This is a genomic window from Microbacterium sp. JZ70, from assembly GCF_053903225.1.
In genome coordinates, this window is record NZ_CP096405.1 from 1,666,954 (window position 1) to 1,685,340 (window position 18,387).

Here is an 18,387-nt window from a genome sequence, read left to right on the forward strand (position 1 = left end):
CAGAGCGGGCAAGATGGAGGCATGAGCGCAGAACGCACCAAGCCCGAATTCGACGCGCCCGAGGGCCCCGCTCCCTCCGAGCTCGCCATCCGCGACATCATCGTCGGCGACGGCGCAGAGGCGAAGGCGGGCGACACCGTCACCGTCCACTACGCCGGTGTCGAGTACGAGACCGGCGACGAGTTCGACTCGTCGTGGAACCGCGGCGAGAGCATCCAGTTCCCGCTGCGCGGTCTCATCCAGGGGTGGCAGGACGGCATCCCCGGCATGAAGGTCGGCGGACGCCGCGAGCTCGTGATCCCCCCGCACCTCGCCTACGGTCCCGCGGGCTCGGGGCACTTCCTGAGCGGCAAGACCCTCATCTTCATCATCGACCTCATCGACGTCGCCTGACGCGATCCGATCCGGGAGCGCCCTGCGGAGGAATCCGCAGGGCGCTCCGCGCGTTCAGGCGACGCTCACGCGATGTTCAGCGCCTCGGGTGGAATATATTCAGGTGAATGCGTATTGTTCCTCTGTGACGCCGCTCGGAGCGGCCCGACCATCTGAGGAGCATCCATGACCATCGACATCCCCGGCTACCGTCCCGGCACCTACAACCTCGACCCCGCGCACAGCGAGGTCGGCTTCGAGGTGCGCCACATGATGATCTCGAAGGTGCGCGGCGCCTTCACGGTCAAGTCGGCCACGATCGTCCTCCCCGAGAACGTGCTCGAGGCCTCCGTCACCGCGAGCGCCGACGCCGCGTCGCTCGACACGAACGACGAGGGCCGCGATCAGCACCTCCGCTCGGCGGACTTCTTCGACGTCGAGAACCACCCGGCGCTCACGTTCGCGAGCACGGGCGTGCGTCACGAGAACGGCGAGTTCTACGTCGACGGCGACCTCACGATCAAGGGCGTCACCCGCCCGGTCACCTTCGAGCTCGAGCTCGGCGGGTTCGGCACGGACCCGTGGGGCAACTACAAGGCCGGCGCGACGGCCAAGGCCACGATCAACCGCGAGGACTTCGGCCTCACCTGGAACGCCGCGCTCGAGACCGGCGGCGTCCTCGTCGGCAAGGACGTCAAGATCACCCTCGACCTCCAGGGCGCGCTCGCGGCCTGACGTCGTATGCAGCAGGAGGGCCGGCCCCGCGGGGTCGGCCCTCCTGCTGTGTCAGAGCTCGGGAGCCTCGGCGTCGTAGGCCCGGAATCGAGGGTGCGCGCGGACGATCGCGGTCGTGATCGCGACGACGAGCAGCCCGCCGAGCAGCGGCGGGAGCCACGCGCTCCCTGCCTCGCCGAGCCACCCCGAGGCGGCGGTCGCGAGACCGCCCGCGTAGAGTGCGCCGATGCGCGGGCCGCCCGTCACCACGACGATGAACACGCCCTGCAGGCGACCGCGGATGGCATCGGGCACGGCGGACTGCAGCATCGTCTGCCGGTAGATCGAGCTGACGTTGTCGGCGGCGCCGGTGCACGCGAGACAGAGCATCGCGATCGCGATGAGCGGCACGTTCGGGCTGCTCGGCCCGACGTCGCCGGGGCCGAGCCATCCGGCCGCGGCCGCCGCGAGCACGAGGCCGAACACCGCGGTCACGACGCCGAACACCTGGATCGCGCGCGTGATCCCCAGGCCGTGGAAGCGGTACGCCGAGATGCGCCCGGAGAAGAGGCTCGACGCGAACGCGCCGACTGCGTTCGCCGCGACGAGCAGGCCCGTCGTGATCTCTCCGCCGCCGAGGACGATCGCGCCGATCGCGGGGAACAGCGCGAGGGGGTTCCCGAAGGTCATCGCGACGATGTCGAGGAGGAACTGGATCCGGATGTTCGGGGCGCGACGCAGGAAGCGCCATCCGTCTGCGAGGGAGGCGAGCCCCGGGCGCGCCGTCGCGCCCTCGGGGCGCAGACGGGGGAGCGTCCACAGACCGAGGAACAGCGACAGCATGAGGACGACGTCGAGCGTGTAGGTCAGGGGGTAGCCGAAGAGCGCGACGAGGACGCCGCCGAGCGCCGGCCCGACCATGACCATGATCCCCACGGTGATGCCGTTGAGCGCGGCGGCGGCGGGGATCAGCTCAGCGCCGACGAGGCGCGGCGTGATCGCCATCTTCGTCGCCGACACGATTGAGTTCGCGGCCGAGTTCACGATCGAGAGCGCGTAGAGCCATCCCGCGTCGATGTGCCCTGTCCACGCGAGCACCGCGAGAAGGGCCGTCGTGAGCCACGTGGCCGTGGCTGCCGCGAGGGCGACCGTCCGCCGGTCGAACCAGTCGGCGAGCATGCCTCCGTAGAGGCCCGCTACGATCATCGGCGCGAGGCCTGCGACCGCGATCATCGACACGGCGAACGTCGACCCGGTCAGCTCGTACATGTGCAGCATGACCGCGGTGATCGTGAGCTGCCCGCCGAGCCCGCCCAGCGTGGATCCGACCCACAGGCGCGCGAACGCGGGGCTCTGCGTCAGGGGACGCAGGTCGAGGAGCACGCGCGAGGACATCGGGGAGAGGCTATCTGCTCTTCCGTGCCCCGCGGATGGGGTAGACTCTGGTGGTTGCCGTTCGATCGGCCGCGGATGAAGAGAGCTCGCGCATCAGGCGACGGGCGCCGCGCAACGAGGAGAGAGAGGGGATCGAATCTATGGCTCTGGAAGCAGACGTCAAGAAGGCGATCATCGAAGAGTACGCGACGCACCCCGGTGACACCGGATCCCCCGAGGTGCAGGTCGCGCTGCTGACGCAGCGCATCAAGGACCTCACCGAGCACCTCAAGGAGCACAAGCACGACCACCACTCGCGTCGTGGCCTGTTCCTGCTCGTCGGTCAGCGCCGCCGCCTGCTCGGCTACCTCCAGGACATCGACATCGCACGCTACCGTGCGCTGATCGAGCGTCTCGGTCTGCGCCGATAAGGCAGAGCGCGACCAGCGTTCAATCGTCTTCTCGAAGGCCCGTCCCCGGTGGGACGGGCCTTCGCTGTACCCGGGGTCGTGCGCGGCGGATCAGGGCTTCGGCCGGCGTGAGCCGGTCGGGTCGTTCCGTCGGCCGGGGAGCAGGGCAGGGTCCTGGAAGAGCCAGCGGGCGCGCGGCTCGACGAGCGGCCCCGTCAGCCAGCGCACCGGCCGGGTCGAGAGGAGCACCGTGACCGCGACCGAGAGGATGGCGACCGTCGGCAGCCAGATCCAGGTCGGCTCGAGATCGCGCAGCACGCCGGACTCGCGGAACGGGTACAGCACGAACGAGTGGAGCAGGTAGACGTACATCGTGTACTGCCCGAGGCGCGTCCAGGGGGTCTGCCGACGGGGGATGAGCACGAAGAACGCCGCCGAGAGGACGAGCCCGATCGCGAGCGTCGCGAGACGCATGGCGCCCGCCCACCAGACGCTGTGCGAGAGCAGATCCACGTACGCGTCGTCGTAGAAGAACCAGTAGCGCAGCTCCATCTCGCGCCATGTCTCGATTCCGGTCCAGGCGAGCCATCCGTCGATCGCGAACAGGGCGAGCGCGCCCGCGTACGCCCACCAGGGGCGGTGGCGCAGGAGGCCGAGCCGCTCGACGATGTCGTGCTCGCGCAGCCACCATCCGAGCACGAAGAAGGGCAGGAAGCCGAGGGTGCGCGACAGCGAGAAGGTGCTGTCGACGTTCGGCAGGTATCCGACGCCCACCGAGATGAGCACCGACCACAGGAGCGGCCAGCGCAGCAGGGCGAGGTAGGGCAGCACGAGCCGGAAGATGCCGAGCGCGAGCAGGAACCACAGGGTCCACGACGGCTTGGTGAGGTTGGGGTCGACCTGGCCCTCGACGAGCCACTTCGTGAACCACCACAGGGCCTCGAAGACGAGGTACGGCAGGAGCACGTCGGTGATGAGGCGCACCATCTGCCGACGGGACGGCGGGTCGGACTTCGAGAAGTAGCCCGAGATGATCGCGAACGCCGGCATGTGGAAGGCGTAGAACGCGAGGTAGAAGGCGTACGCGACGTCCGAGTCGTAGATGAGGCGCTGGATCGCGTGGCCGAGCACGACGAGCACGATGCACGCGAAGCGCGCGTTGTCCCAGAACGGCACGCGCCGCTTCTGCCGGATGGTCCCCGTCGACGCCGTGACCGGCGGCACTGCCTCGCTCGTCATCGCGCTCTACGCTACCGATGCGCGAGGCCCCCTCGAGGATCCGCGCCGCGGGGAATAGATTCGCTCGGGAGCCGTTGAACCAGGTATATTCACTTGCATGCAATCGGCGGGCGGGAATCCGCGCGCGGAATCGGAGGATCTGGTGAGCGACACGACCTCGTGGAGCGGGATGCAGTTCGGGCTCATGTCCGTGAGCGACATCACGCGCGACCCCACGACCGGATACACGCCGAGCGAGGCCGAGCGCATCCGCGACGTCATCGCGATCGCGAAGCACGCCGAGGAGGCGGGGCTCGACGTGTTCGCACTGGGCGAGCACCACAACCCGCCGTTCTTCTCGTCGTCGCCGACGACCACGCTCGCGTACATCGCGGCGCAGACCGAGCGGCTCATCGTCTCGACCTCGACGACGCTGATCACGACGAACGACCCGGTGCGCATCGCCGAGGACTACGCGATGCTCCAGCACGTGTCGGGCGGTCGCATGGACCTCATGATGGGGCGCGGCAACACGGGCCCCGTCTACCCGTGGTTCGGCAAGGACATCCGCCAGGGGCTCCAGCTCGCGATCGAGAACTACAACCTCCTGCACCGTCTCTGGACCGAGGACGTCGTCGACTGGGAGGGCGCGTTCCGCACGCCGCTGCAGGGCTTCACGTCCACACCGCGTCCGCTCGACGACGTCAAGCCCTTCGTGTGGCACGGCTCGATCCGCACGCCCGAGATCGCCGAGCAGGCGGCCTACTACGGCGACGGCTTCTTCGCGAACAACATCTTCTGGCCCAAGGAGCACTACCAGCGCCTCATCTCGCTGTACCGCCAGCGCTATGCGCACTACGGTCACGGCGCGCCCGAGCAGGCGATCGTGGGGCTCGGCGGCCAGGTGTTCATCGCGAGGAACTCGCAGGACGCCGTCCGGCAGTTCCGGCCGTACTTCGACTCGGCGCCGGTGTACGGCAACGGGCCGTCGATGGAGGACTTCACCGAGATGACGCCGCTCACGGTCGGCTCTCCGCAGCAGGTCATCGACCGCTACGCGGCGATGCGCGACACGTTCGGCGACTACCAGCGCCAGCTGTTCCTGACCGACCACGCCGGGCTCCCGCTCAAGACCGTGCTCGAGCAGATCGACTTCCTCGGCGAGGACGTCGTGCCCGTGCTCCGGAAGGAGCTCGCGCAGAACCGTCCGGCGAACGTGCCCGACGCCCCGACGCACGCCGCGCGGGTGAAGGCCCGGTACGGCGACGCCGAGCCGCGCCAGCCGCGCCCCAACCCGAACCGCGGCGACAACGTCACGGGCGGTTCGCCGTATCAGGACACCGACACGGCGTCGAAGCCCGGAGCGGCCTTCGGCGCGGCAGCCCGGAAGGGAGCGTGACCGCCATGAGCGCCACCCGCATCGTCGTCCTCTCGGCCGGCATCTCGGAGCCGTCCTCCACGCGGCTCCTCGCGGACCGGCTCACGCGGGCCGTGATCGACGATCTCGGCTCGCGCGGCGTGGAGACCGACGTCTCCGTCGTCGAGCTGCGCGACCATGCGCACGACATCATGAACGCGATGCTCACCGGCTTCCCGCCGAAGGGCCTCGCGGAGGTGATGGAGCGGGTCGCGGCGGCCGACGCCCTCATCGCGGTGACGCCGATCTTCTCGACCTCGTACTCGGGTCTCTTCAAGTCGTTCATCGACGTGCTCGACCGCGAGGCGATCGAGGGCACCCCGGTCCTGCTGGGCGCGACGGCCGGCACGCCGCGGCACTCGCTCGCGATCGACTACGCCATCCGACCGCTGTTCACGTATCTGCACGCCGAGCCGGTCTCGACCGGGGTGTTCGCCGCCGCCGACGACTGGGGCCAGGGCGCCGACAGCGTCGCGCCGCTCCAGAAGCGCGTCGACCGCGCCGCGCGCGAGCTCGCCGATGCGGTCGCCGGCCGCACCGCGGTCGAGAGGGTCGATCCCTTCTCGCCCGAGAGCTACCTCGGCGAGGGCGGATCGTTCGAGAGCCTTCTCGAGGGCCTCGGGCGCTGACGAGGGGGCCGGCCGCGCGCCGGCCCCTCTCAGCGCCCGGTCGCGCCGCGCGGCGCGAAGCGGGCGATGAGCGCGTCGGTGATCCAGCCGAGGACGAGCGCGACCGCGATCGACACGAGCACGGCGACGACGGGCCCACCGGGCACGATCGCGCCGACGGCGGCCCCGACGAGGGCCTGGTAGGCCGCCCATGCGGTCGCGGCGCCCGCCGCCACCGGCAGGTAGCGCAGGGCGGGGATGCGCGTCGCTCCTGCGGTGAGGTTCACGGCGAGCCGCGCGAACGGGATGAACCGGACCGTGAAGATCGCGGCCGCCACATGCGAGCGCAGACGCGTCTGGGCCCACGCGAAGACGCGCTGGAAGCGCGGATGCCGCATGACGCGCCAGCGCTGGGGGTGGAACGCGCGCCCGAGCGCGTAGCAGGCGGCGTCGCCCGCGAACGCGGCCGCCGCCGCGACGAGGATCACGCCCCACAGCGGCGGCCCCGACGGCGTGAACGACACCGAGGCGAGAACCGTCACGGCGATCTCGCCCGGGACGACCACGAGGAACGCGTCGGCGAGCACGAGCCCGAACAGCGCCGCGAGCGCCCACGGGTTCGCGGCGAGGGCGGAGACGAACTCGTCGATCATCCCGGCAGTCTGCTCCGTCGGAGTGAACGCCGCGCGAACATCAGGGAAGCGGCGGACTCGACAGCTCGCTGCCATCGCCGGTCTCGGCGCGGCGCCCCGCGAGCTCGACGAGTGCGTCGTGCTTCGCGACGAGGCCGTCGCCCGCGGTCCGCCCGCGCATGCGGCGCCAGACCCAGGGGAGCGCGTGACGGCGCAGCCATCCGCTCGCGGGCGGCGCGTCGGCGTGCAGCGCGTCGTCGAGGTCGCCGAGTGCTCCCGCGTCGGGGATCCCGAGCACCTCGGCCGCACGGTACGCGAGGAGCCGGTGGCCTCGCGACCCGAGGTGCACGCGGTCCTCGGCGTACATCGACAGGTCCCCGAGCTCCGGAAGGGCCTCCACGTCGAGCAGGATGGCCCCGGTCTCGGCTGCGATCCGCCGGATCTCGTGCGCGAAGGCCGCGAAGCGGCGCGCGAAGATCATCGCGGCGCGGCGACGGGGGAGGAACGGGGTGACGAGGAGCACGTCGGCTCCCGTCGCGCGGATGTCGCGGACCACCCGCTCGAGATCGCGCGCGAGGGCGACGGGGTCGGCCCCGTGCCCGACGAGGTCGTTCGCGCCCATGAGGATGGACACGAGGTCGGGGCGCATCGCGATCGCGCGGGGGCCCTGCTCGCTCACCAGGTCGCGCACCCGCCGACTGCGCACGGCGAGGTTCGCGTAGCGGAACGGCGTGTCCGCGCCGCTGCGCTGGGCGAGCAGGGAGGCGAGTCGGTCGGCCCATCCCCGGTACTCGCCCTCGCGCATGCGCGACGTGTCGCACAGGCCCTCGGTGAGCGAGTCGCCCAGGGCGACGAAGCTCGACCAGCGCCGCGTCGCGGGCGCCGACGTCGGCGGCAGCGGCCGGGTGGCACCGCGGGCGAGGAGCGCGTCGTCGAAGCGCCGCAGTCGCGCGGCCTCGGCGTAGTGGCTCACGAGCTGCTCCGTGAGCGCGCTCCAGGTGCGCGCGCGGACGCTCTCGAGCGCCGCCTGGCCGAACGACCGTCGCTTGGCGTCGTCGCCGAGGAGGTCCGCGACGCGGGCCCGCAGGTCGTCCAGGTCGCCGGGCCGGTAGAGCCAGCCGTCGACGCTGCTGCGGACGAGGTCGAGCGGCCCGCCGCGCCCCGTTGCGACGACGGGCACGCCGCTCGCGAGGGCCTCCTGCACCGTCTGGCAGAAGGTCTCGCTCTCGCCGGGGTGCACGAAGACGTCGAAGCTCGCGAGCGCCTCCGCGAGCTCGTCTCCGCCGAGGAAGCCGGTGAACACGGCCTCCGGCAGCCGCGCTTCGAGCCGTGCGCGCTCGGGGCCGTCGCCCACGATCACGAGCCGCGCTCCGGGCAGGTCCGAGAGCACGTGCAGGTCCTCGACCTGCTTCTCCGCCGCGAGACGGCCCACGTAGCCGATGATGCGCTCGCCGGGGGCGATCCGTGCCCGCCAGGACTCGGAGCGTCGGGCCGGGGAGAACCGGTCGGCGTCGACGCCGCGGCCCCATCGCCAGATGCGGTCCACGCCGAGCTGCTCGAGCTGCGCCTGAGCGGCCGACGACGGCGCGAGCGTGAGCGTCGAGCGCCGGTGCAGCCGGGCGACGTGATTGGCGGCGGCGGCGGCCGCGCCGGCGACCCCGTAGCGCTCGGTGTAGGAGACGACGTCGGTCTGATAGATCGCGACGACCGGGATCCGCAGGGCGTCCGCGGCGACGAGCGCCTGCCATCCGAGCACGAACGGGGACGCGAGGTGCACGACGTCGGGCCGGAACTCCTCGAGGAGGCGGCGGATCCGCCAGGTCGGCGCGAGGGCGACCCGCACGTCGGGGTACGAGGGGAGGGGCATCGACGCGACGAGCGCGGTGCGCGAGCCCAGCGAGTCGGCCTTCTGCCCCGCCGCGCGCGGAGCGATGACGAGGGTCTCGTGGCCCTGCTCCTCGAGATGGCGCACGACCTGCAGAACGGAGTTCGTGACCCCGTTCATGTGGGGGAGGAAGGATTCCGCGAAGAGTGCGACTCTCACGTGTCCAGGGTCCCGGGCGCGGGACGCGCGCGGGGCCGACTTCTCCCGACCTTCGCCGGCTGTTCACCTGAGCCGGGCGGCCGTTCAGCGCGGCGTCACCGATGCCTCCGACTCCGGTGCGTCGACGAGGATCAGCGCGAGGTAGGCCCGGAGGCCGGCCGTCACGTCGACGTCGGGGTCGAGCAGCCACTGCGTCTGCAGCCCGTCCCAGATCGCGATGAGCCCGGTCGCCGCGATCGACGGCTCGATCCCCGGGCGGAGTCGGCCCTCCGCGGCGAGCGCACGCAGCTCGTCGGCGTACTGGTCGCGCAGCGACGCGAACCGGCGGGCGAAGTGCTCGCGCGCGGGGTGGCCCTCGGTGACGGACTCGCCGCACAGCACGGTGTAGAGCTCGGGGAGCCCGTGGTGCCGGGCGTTGAGATCCGCCTGCGCGAGGACGTCGTCGGGGAAGGACAGCCCGGCCGGGGGCTTGTCCACCGCGTCCCGCTGGTCGAGGACCGCGAGGAGGAGATCGCGCTTCCGGGGGAAGTAGTGGAGCAGGCTCGTCTGCGACACGCCGATGCGGTCGGCGATGTCCTGGAGCGACCCGGCGAGATAGCCCTTGGCGGCGAAGACCTCGAGCGCGGCGTCGACGATCGCGCGCCGTCGCTCGGCCGATCGCGCATACGGGCCGCGCTTGCGCGGAACATCCTCGTCCATGTCGGAATGCTAGACCGGCGCCACGAATTTCGAGTACGTACTCGAATCCTGTGGTAGCTTCGTCGCCACGCGGGCGCACGGCTCGCACGGACCACGCCGACGTGGCCGCTTTCACAGAGACGTGGAGGTCAGATGGGCGCGATCACGCGCAGACAGCTGCTGGGCGCAGGGCTCGGCGCGGTGGCGGCGGGCATGCTCGCCGGCTGCTCGACACCGGGGACGACCTCGGTCAACGCCGAGCCGACCATCCCGCCGGCGACGGGCAAGAGGATCACCCTCACCTACTGGGCCTGGCTCAAGGACCTGCAGAAGGTCGCCGACGTCTGGAACGCGCAGAACCCGGATGTCCAGGTCGAGGCCGTCTGGATCCCCGGCGGCAACGCGGGCGGATACCAGAAGATCTACTCCGCCCTCGCGGCGGGTGGCGGGCCGGACATCGCCCAGGTCGAGATGCGCTCGATCCCCGAGTTCATGCTCGTGAACGGCCTCGTCGACCTGTCGCGCTACGGGGCCGCCGACCACGCGGCGAAGTTCGACCCGACCCTGTGGGGTCAGGTCAGCTTCGACGGCGGCGTGTACGCCATCCCGCAGGACTCCGGCCCCATGGCCTGGTACTACCAGCACCCCATCCTCGAGCAGATCGGATCGCCGCCGCCCGCGACCTGGTCCGAGTGGCGCGAGCTGGCGGTCGAGGCGCGCGCTGCGGGCGCGTACCTCGACACCTTCCCGATCGGCGACGCATCCGTGTTCGCGATGTACGCCACGCAGGCGGGTGCGTCGTGGCTGCGGGTGGGCGAGGACGGCTGGGAGATCGACATGACCGACGACGCGACCCTCGAGGTCGCGGACTTCTGGGACCGCGTCGTCGATGACGAGCTCGTCACGACCGCCTACGGCAACTTCACGCCCGCGTGGTTCGCGGCCGCCGCCGACGGCGGGATCGCCGCGGTCACCGGCGCGAGCTGGGCCGACGCGCTCATCCAGGGCGTCGCCGGAGGCGAGGGCAGATGGCGCGTGGCGCCCATGCCGGTCTGGCCGGACATGGGGTACGGGTCGAGCTACCAGGGCGGATCGACGGCCGCCGTGCTCGCGAACAGCCGCCACCCCAAGGAGGCGATGGACTTCGCCGTCTGGATGACGACCTCGCCCGAGGGCATCGACGCGATGATCGAGCACAGCGGGATCGGATGGTCGCCGGCAGCCGACTACATCGGATCGCAGCGGCAGCGGCCATCCGACTTCTTCAGCGGCCAGAACTACAACGAGGAGGTGTTCGTGCCCGCCTCGAAGGCGCAGAACCCGGACTGGGTCTGGTGGCCGATCACGCAGCAGTCCTTCAACATCCTCTCCGACGGCTTCCGGCGGAAGGCGTCCGGCCAGAGCCTCGTCGAATCGGTCCGGCAGGCGGAGGAGCAGATCACGCGGGTCTTCCGGAACAAGGGCCTGCGCATCCGGAAGGCGACATCATGAGCGAGACGCGCACGATCGTCACGGGCGACGCCCGGGTGCGACGGCGCCCCGGCGTGCGTCAGGCCGCCGTCAGCCGGGCGCCGTGGATCCTCCTCGCGCCGTTCCTGGCGCTCTTCGTCCTCACCTTCATCCTCCCGATCCTCGTCGCGATCGGGTCGAGCTTCACGCGCGTCCAGCGCGGCGGGCTGTTCGGCGAGGAGGGCGTGACGAGCTCGTTCGCGTGGTTCGAGAACTACGCGCTCGCGCTCGCCGACGGCAACTTCATCGCCTCCATCGGGCGGATGCTCCTGTTCGGCGTGGTCCAGGTGCCCGTCATGATCGTCGCGGCGACCCTCCTCGCGCTCCTGCTCGAGTCGGCCTCGGCGATGTGGCCGGGCTTCTTCCGCGCGGTGTACTTCATGCCCTACGGCATCCCGGGCGTCATCGCGACCATCCTCTGGTCGTTCCTCTACGTGCCCGGGCTGAGCCCGGTCGTGGACGTGGCGTCCTGGATGGGCATCGAGATCGACTTCCTCGGAGCGGGATCCGTGCTGTGGTCGATCGCGAACATCGTGACCTGGACGTACGTCGGCTACAACATGCTCATCATCGTCGCCCAGCTCAAGGCCATCCCGGGGGAGCTGTACGAGGCGGCGCGCATCGACGGCGCCTCCGCGTTCCGCATCGCGACGAGCATCCAGCTGCCCCTCATCGCGCCGGCCCTCGTCCTGACGACCGTGTTCAGCATCATCGGGACGCTGCAGCTGTTCGCCGAGGCGGAGGTCCTGAAGACCGTCGCGCCGGCGATCGACACCCAGTACACGCCGAACCTGTCGGCGTACACGACGGCCTTCGCCTACAACGACTACAACGTCGCCGCGGCGCAGGCCGTGCTCATCGCCCTCGCGGCGTTCGTGCTGTCCTTCCTCTTCCTCCGCGTCACGAACAGGAGCGGCCGATGACCCTCACCCAGCCGCGCACGGATCCCGTGCGCACGCAGACGCTCGCCGCGGTCAACCCGACGGGTTCGTCGGCCGCCCATCGCCGGTCGCGGGCGTCGAAGATCATCGTGACGGGCATCCTCGTCGTCGCCGCCCTGTACTTCCTCATCCCCGTCTACTGGGTGGTCGTCGCGGCCACGAAGTCCACGGAGGACCTCTTCTCCACCTTCGGCTTCTGGTTCGGGTCGGACCTCCACCTCCTCGAGAACCTCGGCCAGGTCCTCGCGTACGACGGCGGCATCTTCGTGCGGTGGTTCCTCAACTCGATCCTCTACGCGGGAGTCGGCGCCGTCCTGGCGACCTACTTCGCCGCGGCGGGCGGCTACGCGCTGGCGAAGTACCGCTTCCGCGGGCGCGACCTCGTCTTCGGCACCATCCTCGGGGGCGTTCTCGTGCCGGCCACCGCCACGGCGCTGCCCCTCTTCCTCCTGTTCAGCCAGCTGGGGCTCGCGAACACCTACTGGAGCGTGCTGATCCCGTCGCTCGTGTCGCCGTTCGGGCTGTTCCTCTGCCGCATCTACGCCGATGCGACGGTCGACGACTCGCTCATGGAGGCCGCGCGGCTCGACGGCGCGGGGGAGCTGCGGATCTTCCACACGGTCGGGCTGCGGATCCTGACGCCCGCGCTCGTCACGGTCTTCCTCTTCCAGCTCGTGGGCATCTGGAACAACTACTTCCTGCCCCTCGTGATGCTCGCCGACCAGAGCCTGTACCCGATCACCCTCGGCCTCAACAACTGGCGCGCGCAGGTGGATCGCCTGCCCGAGTTCTACGAGCTGACGACCGGGGGAGTGCTGCTCTCGGTCATCCCGCTCGCGATCGCGATGATCGTGCTGCAGCGATTCTGGCGCGGCGGCCTCACCGAGGGCGCGGTGAAGTAGGAGTCGCAGGGGTGCGTCCACGGCCCGCGCTGGTAGGGTGGCCGTGGACGCGCCCGTGCGCGTCCGCACAACTGAACACGACATGGAGCAGGCTGGCAGGAAGCTGGTCCCCTGAAGTGGTCTCCCGGGTGCCGCGCATCCGGTGGATTTCTCCTGGTGGCCAGCGCAGGCGAGCGTGAAGCTTCGGTTCTGGCCGTGCGGCCTATATCTGCCTGTTCCTGCTCCTTCGCATGACTCGTCCGTCACATGGACCGGCGAGGTTAAACAAAGAAGGAGAGACCTCTTGGAAGGTCCTGAAATCACCGCCGCCGAGGCCGTTCTCGACAACGGCCGCTTCGGCACCCGCACCATCCGGTTCGAGACCGGCCGTCTCGCGCAGCAGGCGCAGGGCGCCGTGGCCGCGTACCTCGACGAGGAGACGATGCTCCTCTCGGCCACGAGCGCGTCGAAGAGCCCTCGCGAGGGCTTCGACTTCTTCCCGCTGACGGTCGACGTCGAGGAGCGCTCGTACGCCGCGGGCAAGATCCCCGGCTCGTTCTTCCGCCGCGAGGGCCGCCCCTCGACCGAGGCCATCCTCGTGTGCCGCCTCATCGACCGTCCGCTGCGCCCGTCGTTCGTCGACGGCCTGCGCAACGAGATCCAGATCGTCGTCACGGTGCTCTCCATCGCGCCGGGCGAGTTCTACGACGCGCTCGCGATCAACGCGGCGTCGGCGTCGACCCAGATCTCCGGCCTGCCGTTCTCGGGCCCGATCGCCGGCGTGCGCCTCGCGCTCATCCCCGGCCAGGCGGGCAACGACGACCAGTGGGTCGCGTTCCCGAACGCCGAGCTCCTCGAGTCCGCCGTGTTCGACCTCGTCGTGGCCGGTCGCGTCGTCACGGGAGCCGACGGCTCCGAGGATGTCGCGATCATGATGGTCGAGGCCGAGGCGACCGAGGCGAGCTGGAACCTCATCAAGGCCGGCGCCACGAAGCCCAGCGAGGAGATCGTCGCGCAGGGTCTCGAGGCCGCCAAGCCCTTCATCAAGCAGCTCGTCGCGGCGCAGGCCGAGATGGCCGCGAAGTCGTCGAAGGAGCCGCTCGAGTTCCCCGTGTTCCCGGCATACAGCCAGGAGACGTACGACTTCGTCGCCGCCGAGGCGCACGCGGACCTCGAGAAGGTCTACGTCATCGCCGACAAGCAGCAGCGCCAGGCCGCGGATGACGAGGTCAAGGCCCGCGTCAAGGCCGCCCTCATCGAGAAGGTGGAGGCGGGCGAGCTGCCCGCGGCCGCTCCGCTCGAGTTCGGCGCCGCCTACAAGTCCGTCACGAAGAAGATCGTGCGCGGCCGCATCCTCACGGAGGGCGTCCGCATGGACGGCCGCGGCCTCGCCGACATCCGCCCGCTCGACGCCGAGGTGCAGGTCATCCCGCGCGTTCACGGCTCGGCCATCTTCCAGCGCGGCGAGACGCAGATCCTGGGGGTCACGACGCTCAACATGCTCAAGATGGAGCAGCAGATCGACTCGCTGTCGCCCACGACGAGCAAGCGCTACATGCACCACTACAACTTCCCGCCCTACTCGACCGGCGAGACCGGCCGTGTGGGCAGCCCGAAGCGGCGTGAGATCGGCCACGGCTTCCTGGCCGAGCGCGCGCTCGCTCCCGTGCTGCCCAGCCGCGAGGAGTTCCCGTACGCCATCCGCCAGGTGTCCGAGGCGCTCGGGTCGAACGGCTCGACCTCGATGGGCTCCGTGTGCGCCTCGACCCTGTCGCTGCTCAACGCGGGTGTGCCGCTGCGCGCCCCCGTTGCCGGCATCGCGATGGGCCTCGTCTCCGACGAGGTCGACGGCCAGACGCGGTACGCCGCGCTGACCGACATCCTCGGCGCGGAGGACGCCCTCGGCGACATGGACTTCAAGGTGGCCGGCACGAGCGAGTTCGTCACGGCGATCCAGCTCGACACGAAGCTCGACGGCATCCCCTCCGAGGTGCTCGCCGGCGCGCTCACGCAGGCGAAGGACGCGCGTCTGCGCATCCTCGAGGTCCTGAACGCGGCGATCGACGCTCCGGACGAGATGGCGCCGACCGCGCCGCGCGTCATCAGCGTGCAGATCCCGGTCGACAAGATCGGCGAGCTCATCGGCCCCAAGGGCAAGACGATCAACTCGATCCAGGATGACACCGGCGCCCAGATCTCGATCGAGGACGACGGCACCGTCTACATCGGCGCGACCGACGGCCCCTCGGCCGAGGCGGCGCGGGCCGCGGTCAACGCGATCGCGAACCCGACGAACCCCGAGATCGGCGACCAGTTCCTCGGCACGGCCGTGAACATCGCCAAGTTCGGCGTGTTCGTCTCGCTCCTGCCGGGCAAGGACGGCCTGCTGCACGTCACCGAGCTGCGCAAGCTCAACGGCGGCAAGCGCGTCGAGAACATCGAGGACGTCGTGAGCGTGGGTCAGAAGATCCTCGTCCGCATCTCGAAGATCGACGACCGCGGCAAGCTCTCGCTCGAGATCGTCGACGAGGCCGGCGAGGGCGCGTCCGACGCGTCGGAGGCCCCGGCCGAGGCTCCCGCCGAGGCCTGATCGGCTCACGGAACGGCCCGGTCGCACACGGTGCGGCCGGGCCGTTCCGCGTCCGTGATGAAACAGTTACGACCCGCGGCGCGGCGCGCGCCGCGGGTTCCGGTTCAATGGAGGCACGGGAGGACCGCGGTTCGTCGCACCCTCCGTGAGGGAGCGACATGGATGCAGCGTCACCGCCGGAGCGGCGCGACGGCGCAGCCATCCGCACATCCGATGCGTCCGCGGACGTGCCGACTCAGCCCATCCGGCTCCCCGGTCATCCGTCGGCGCTCGTCCCCGAGCTCGGGCCCGGGATCGGCGCGGGCCTGCGCTCGCCGATCGGGACGTCGGGCGTCGAGGTGTTCCCGCTCATGCTCGGCGGGGCCGAGTTCGGGTGGAACCTCGACCGCGCCGCGGGATTCGCCGTGCTCGACCGCTACGCCGAGCTCGGCGGCAACGCGCTGCACACCTCCGACCGCTTCGGCGCGGGGCGCAGCGAGTTCATCCTCGGCCAGTGGGTCGCCTCGCGCGGCGTGCGCGACGACATCGTCCTCGCGGTGCGCGTCGGCGGCCATCCCGACAACCCGGGCCTCGGCTCGGTCAACCTCGTCCGCGCCGTGGAGTCGTCGCTCGAGCGCCTCGGAACCGATCGCATCGACATCCTCTACCTCGATGCGGCGAGCTACCCGCTGACGTCCCTCGAAGACGCGCTCGCGACGGCCGAGTGGCTCGTCGAGGCGGGCAAGGCGCGCGCGGTCGGGGCCTACGGGTTCACCGCGGACCAGCTCGTCGAGGCGCGGATCCTGTCGTCGGCCGGGTACCCGCGGATCGAGGCGCTCGACGTGCCGTACAACCTCATGCGCCGCGGGGAGTACGAGGGCGACCTGCGGCTCGTGTCCGACGCCCAGGGCCTCGCCGTGACGCCGTCGCACGCCCTCGAGCACGGGTTCCTCTCCGGACTGCATCGCTCGCGTCAGACGATCGGCCAGGGCACGAGGTCTGAGCAGCTGTCGAAGCTCCTCAACCGCCGAGGAGCGCGGGCGCTCAAGGCGCTCGACGCCGTCGCCGCGGAGCTGCAGCTCCCGCACGCGGCGGTCGCCGTCGCGTGGCTCCTCGCGCAGCGGAGCGTGGTCGCCCCGATCGTCAACGCCTTCACGCCGGCGCACGTCGACGAGCTCGTGCAGGGGGTGGGCGTGCAGCTCGGACGCGGGCATCGCGCCGACCTCGCGAAGGCCGCGGACTGACCATTATTCCGCCGATGGCGTAACCGCACGGCGCGTCCGCCGAGGCGTGACCTAGGCTGGAGGACGCCCGCCCTGCGGGCTCCAGGTGCGGACGATGAGGGGGTTCGGATGACGCACTACATCTACCTCGTCCGCCACGGAGAGCACCAGCACGCCGAGCACGGGCTCGAGGACGGCCCGCTCTCCGCGCGCGGAGAGCGCCAGGCGGCGCTGCTCGCCGACCGGCTCTCTGGCGTGCCGTTCGACAACGTGTGGCACTCGCCCCTCGCACGCGCCGCGGAGACCGCGCGCATCGTGGCCGAGCGGATGCCCGCGATCGATCCGCAGCCGCACGCGCTCCTGTTCGACTGCGTCCCGACGGGCATGACCGACGAGACGCCGAGCGTGTTCGAGCCCTTCTTCGGCGGGATCACCGAGGAGGAGGTCGAGGCGGGCAGGGCCCAGATGGCCGACGCGATGAACGAGTTCCTCGTGCGCAAGAATGGCGACGTCCACGAGCTGCTCATCACGCACAACTTCGTGATCGCGTGGTTCGTGCGCGAGGTGCTGGGCGCCCCCGACTGGCGCTGGATGACGCTGAACCAGGCGAACTGCGGGCTCACGATCATCTCGCAGAAGCAGGGCCGCCCGTGGACCCTCATCGCCCACAACGACCTCGCGCACCTGCCGTTTGAGCTGCGCACCGGGCTGCCGGAGACCCCGCCGGTCTGAGCCGCGTTGGGACCGCCGGGAGGTGCCGGTACGCCGGGCGCCGTGCCGGGCCATCCCGGGCCGAGCTGGGCCGGGCCGTCCCGGGATGTGCCGGGATTCGGATCGCCGGCGCGGATGTGCGCGTGTCGACCTCAGGGAGCGACACACGCCCCACGGATCCGATTCCGCGCACACGCACGGTGACAGACGGCCGTGCATTCGGGCCCCGGGGCGCCTGCGGTCACGCCGTCCGGCGGAGGGCGCCGACGATCGCGCGCTCCACGCGCGGCCAGTCGTGGATGACGAGCGCGTAGTCGAACCGGAGGGTTCGGTAGCCGAGCGCGGCAGCATTCGCGTCTCGGACGAGGTCGCGGTGCCGGTGGCTCTCCCCGTCGTGGTTCTCGCGCCCGTCCACTTCGAGGATGATCCGGTCGCCGACGACGAAGTCGACGCGTCCGACCGTGCGGATGCGCACCTGGCAGCGGAGCACGATGCCCAAGCGGAGCAGCCGGATCCTGAGGAGCGACTCGAGCCCGCTCTCCGAGTCCGATCGCGCTGCGTCGACGAGTCGCCGCTGCCGCGCATCCAGACGTGCGCGCACCGCGAGGCGATCACGTCGAGACAGCAGCCCCCGGTGCCACGCGGATTCGAACGCGGCGAAGAACGCCTCATCGCCCTGGCAGCGCGCGAGCTGGACGAGAGCGCGGACGATGTCGACGCGCCCGAAGCCCGACGCGCCTTCATCCCAGTGCGGGATGCACGCGCACCCTGCGTGCTCGCGCTGGCGCCCGTGCGGTCCCATCGCGACGTGAATCGCGTCGGCGTCGAGAACCCATACGCCGAGCTGGGCGAGCGCAGATGCGCAGCAGAGTGCGCCGCCGTGCCGCGCCGCCGTGACGATGTCCGCGCTCACATCCGGAGTCGCATAGACCCCGGCGCGCACCTTCCAGATCGATCCGGTCACAAGCGCACGCCGGAGGTCGCGCGCAGACGCGCCCGCCATCCGCAGCGTCGATGCGCGGGCCACTCCGTGACGTGCATCGATGCGAGCCGCGATCTCCGTCGGATACATCCCGCCAGCCTCGT

The 18,387-nt window shown here is 70.8% G+C and carries 17 protein-coding genes; 11 read left to right on the top strand and 6 right to left on the bottom strand.

The genetic code is table 11. The features are described from left to right. Positions 1–21 precede the first annotated feature (21 nt). Positions 22–393, top strand: a complete 372-nt coding sequence (locus M1D46_RS07530) for an FKBP-type peptidyl-prolyl cis-trans isomerase (protein WP_271174214.1) — start codon at positions 22–24, stop codon at positions 391–393. Between the two features lie 165 nt (positions 394–558). Next, entirely contained in the window at positions 559–1,107 is a 549-nt protein-coding gene (locus M1D46_RS07535) for a YceI family protein (RefSeq protein WP_271174215.1), read from the top strand. Between the two features lie 51 nt (positions 1,108–1,158). Here M1D46_RS07535 and M1D46_RS07540 read toward each other — a convergent pair whose 3' ends face one another. Beyond that, positions 1,159–2,481, bottom strand: a complete 1,323-nt coding sequence (locus M1D46_RS07540; RefSeq protein ID WP_324011974.1) for an MFS transporter — start codon at positions 2,479–2,481, stop codon at positions 1,159–1,161. A gap of 140 nt (positions 2,482–2,621) precedes the next feature. Here M1D46_RS07540 and rpsO point away from each other — a divergent pair, with 140 nt between their 5' ends. Then, entirely contained in the window at positions 2,622–2,891 is a 270-nt protein-coding gene (gene rpsO, locus M1D46_RS07545) for a 30S ribosomal protein S15 (protein ID WP_271174217.1), read from the top strand. A gap of 90 nt (positions 2,892–2,981) precedes the next feature. Here the strand turns inward: rpsO and M1D46_RS07550 are convergent, their stop codons facing one another. Next, complete coding sequence (locus M1D46_RS07550; RefSeq protein ID WP_271174218.1) at positions 2,982–4,109, bottom strand: acyltransferase family protein; 1,128 nt, start codon at positions 4,107–4,109, stop codon at positions 2,982–2,984. A gap of 169 nt (positions 4,110–4,278) precedes the next feature. Here M1D46_RS07550 and M1D46_RS07555 point away from each other — a divergent pair, with 169 nt between their 5' ends. Both M1D46_RS07555 and M1D46_RS07560 read left to right on the top strand, forming a co-directional pair. Continuing rightward, complete coding sequence (locus M1D46_RS07555; protein ID WP_271174287.1) at positions 4,279–5,487, top strand: LLM class flavin-dependent oxidoreductase; 1,209 nt, start codon at positions 4,279–4,281, stop codon at positions 5,485–5,487. Positions 5,488–5,492: 5 nt separating this feature from the next. Then, positions 5,493–6,134 (top strand): FMN reductase, encoded by a 642-nt coding sequence (locus tag M1D46_RS07560; RefSeq protein ID WP_456287055.1) that lies wholly within the window; start codon positions 5,493–5,495, stop codon positions 6,132–6,134. Positions 6,135–6,163: 29 nt separating this feature from the next. On the opposite strand, the gene M1D46_RS07565 is transcribed toward M1D46_RS07560, so the two are convergent. From M1D46_RS07565 to M1D46_RS07575, 3 genes are all read right to left on the bottom strand, one after another. Continuing rightward, entirely contained in the window at positions 6,164–6,766 is a 603-nt protein-coding gene (locus M1D46_RS07565; protein ID WP_456287056.1) for a DedA family protein, read from the bottom strand. A gap of 40 nt (positions 6,767–6,806) precedes the next feature. Beyond that, complete coding sequence (locus M1D46_RS07570; RefSeq protein WP_456287058.1) at positions 6,807–8,789, bottom strand: glycosyltransferase; 1,983 nt, start codon at positions 8,787–8,789, stop codon at positions 6,807–6,809. Between the two features lie 84 nt (positions 8,790–8,873). Further along, the gene (locus tag M1D46_RS07575; RefSeq protein WP_456287059.1) at positions 8,874–9,488 is read right to left on the bottom strand and encodes a TetR/AcrR family transcriptional regulator; all 615 of its coding nucleotides are present in this window, start codon (positions 9,486–9,488) and stop codon (positions 8,874–8,876) included. Between the two features lie 132 nt (positions 9,489–9,620). On the opposite strand from M1D46_RS07575, the gene M1D46_RS07580 reads away from it, so the two are divergent. The 6 genes from M1D46_RS07580 to M1D46_RS07605 all read left to right on the top strand — a co-directional run bounded on the left by M1D46_RS07580 (position 9,621) and on the right by M1D46_RS07605 (position 17,322). Then, on the top strand, positions 9,621–10,958 hold the full coding sequence (locus tag M1D46_RS07580; protein WP_456287060.1) for an ABC transporter substrate-binding protein: 1,338 nt from the start codon (positions 9,621–9,623) through the stop codon (positions 10,956–10,958). Next, positions 10,955–11,899 carry a carbohydrate ABC transporter permease gene (locus tag M1D46_RS07585; protein ID WP_271174224.1) on the top strand — a complete coding sequence of 315 codons (945 nt, stop codon included), beginning with the start codon at positions 10,955–10,957 and terminating at the stop codon, positions 11,897–11,899. Before M1D46_RS07580 ends, M1D46_RS07585 begins: the two co-directional genes overlap by 4 nt. Next, positions 11,896–12,819 (top strand): carbohydrate ABC transporter permease, encoded by a 924-nt coding sequence (locus tag M1D46_RS07590; protein WP_456287061.1) that lies wholly within the window; start codon positions 11,896–11,898, stop codon positions 12,817–12,819. The genes M1D46_RS07585 and M1D46_RS07590 overlap by 4 nt, the downstream gene beginning before the upstream one ends. 283 nt (positions 12,820–13,102) lie before the next feature. Continuing rightward, positions 13,103–15,388: a polyribonucleotide nucleotidyltransferase gene (locus M1D46_RS07595; protein WP_271174226.1), complete on the top strand. Its 2,286-nt coding sequence runs from the start codon at positions 13,103–13,105 to the stop codon at positions 15,386–15,388. Positions 15,389–15,546: 158 nt separating this feature from the next. Continuing rightward, complete coding sequence (locus tag M1D46_RS07600; protein ID WP_456287062.1) at positions 15,547–16,611, top strand: aldo/keto reductase; 1,065 nt, start codon at positions 15,547–15,549, stop codon at positions 16,609–16,611. 108 nt (positions 16,612–16,719) lie between these two features. Beyond that, complete coding sequence (locus tag M1D46_RS07605; protein ID WP_282979995.1) at positions 16,720–17,322, top strand: histidine phosphatase family protein; 603 nt, start codon at positions 16,720–16,722, stop codon at positions 17,320–17,322. 220 nt (positions 17,323–17,542) lie between these two features. Here the strand turns inward: M1D46_RS07605 and M1D46_RS07610 are convergent, their stop codons facing one another. After that, a complete protein-coding gene (locus tag M1D46_RS07610) occupies positions 17,543–18,373 on the bottom strand; it encodes an endonuclease domain-containing protein (RefSeq protein ID WP_456287063.1) in 831 nt (276 codons plus the stop codon). Positions 18,374–18,387: the final 14 nt, after the last annotated feature.

Excerpts from the sequence above, each read along its gene's own strand:
- M1D46_RS07530 (WP_271174214.1), top strand. The coding sequence starts at position 22 with ATGAGCGCAGAACGCACCAAGCCCGAATTCGACGCGCCCGAGGGCCCC.
- M1D46_RS07590 (WP_456287061.1), top strand. The coding sequence starts at position 11,896 with ATGACCCTCACCCAGCCGCGCACGGATCCCGTGCGCACGCAGACGCTC.
- M1D46_RS07575 (WP_456287059.1), bottom strand. The coding sequence starts at position 9,488 with ATGGACGAGGATGTTCCGCGCAAGCGCGGCCCGTATGCGCGATCGGCC.
- M1D46_RS07605 (WP_282979995.1), top strand. The coding sequence starts at position 16,720 with ATGACGCACTACATCTACCTCGTCCGCCACGGAGAGCACCAGCACGCC.
- M1D46_RS07585 (WP_271174224.1), top strand. The coding sequence starts at position 10,955 with ATGAGCGAGACGCGCACGATCGTCACGGGCGACGCCCGGGTGCGACGG.
- M1D46_RS07535 (WP_271174215.1), top strand. The coding sequence starts at position 559 with ATGACCATCGACATCCCCGGCTACCGTCCCGGCACCTACAACCTCGAC.
- rpsO (WP_271174217.1), top strand. The coding sequence starts at position 2,622 with ATGGCTCTGGAAGCAGACGTCAAGAAGGCGATCATCGAAGAGTACGCG.
- M1D46_RS07580 (WP_456287060.1), top strand. The coding sequence starts at position 9,621 with ATGGGCGCGATCACGCGCAGACAGCTGCTGGGCGCAGGGCTCGGCGCG.
- M1D46_RS07610 (WP_456287063.1), bottom strand. The coding sequence starts at position 18,373 with ATGTATCCGACGGAGATCGCGGCTCGCATCGATGCACGTCACGGAGTG.
- M1D46_RS07600 (WP_456287062.1), top strand. The coding sequence starts at position 15,547 with ATGGATGCAGCGTCACCGCCGGAGCGGCGCGACGGCGCAGCCATCCGC.
- M1D46_RS07550 (WP_271174218.1), bottom strand. The coding sequence starts at position 4,109 with ATGACGAGCGAGGCAGTGCCGCCGGTCACGGCGTCGACGGGGACCATC.
- M1D46_RS07565 (WP_456287056.1), bottom strand. The coding sequence starts at position 6,766 with ATGATCGACGAGTTCGTCTCCGCCCTCGCCGCGAACCCGTGGGCGCTC.
- M1D46_RS07560 (WP_456287055.1), top strand. The coding sequence starts at position 5,493 with ATGAGCGCCACCCGCATCGTCGTCCTCTCGGCCGGCATCTCGGAGCCG.
- M1D46_RS07555 (WP_271174287.1), top strand. The coding sequence starts at position 4,279 with ATGCAGTTCGGGCTCATGTCCGTGAGCGACATCACGCGCGACCCCACG.
- M1D46_RS07540 (WP_324011974.1), bottom strand. The coding sequence starts at position 2,481 with ATGTCCTCGCGCGTGCTCCTCGACCTGCGTCCCCTGACGCAGAGCCCC.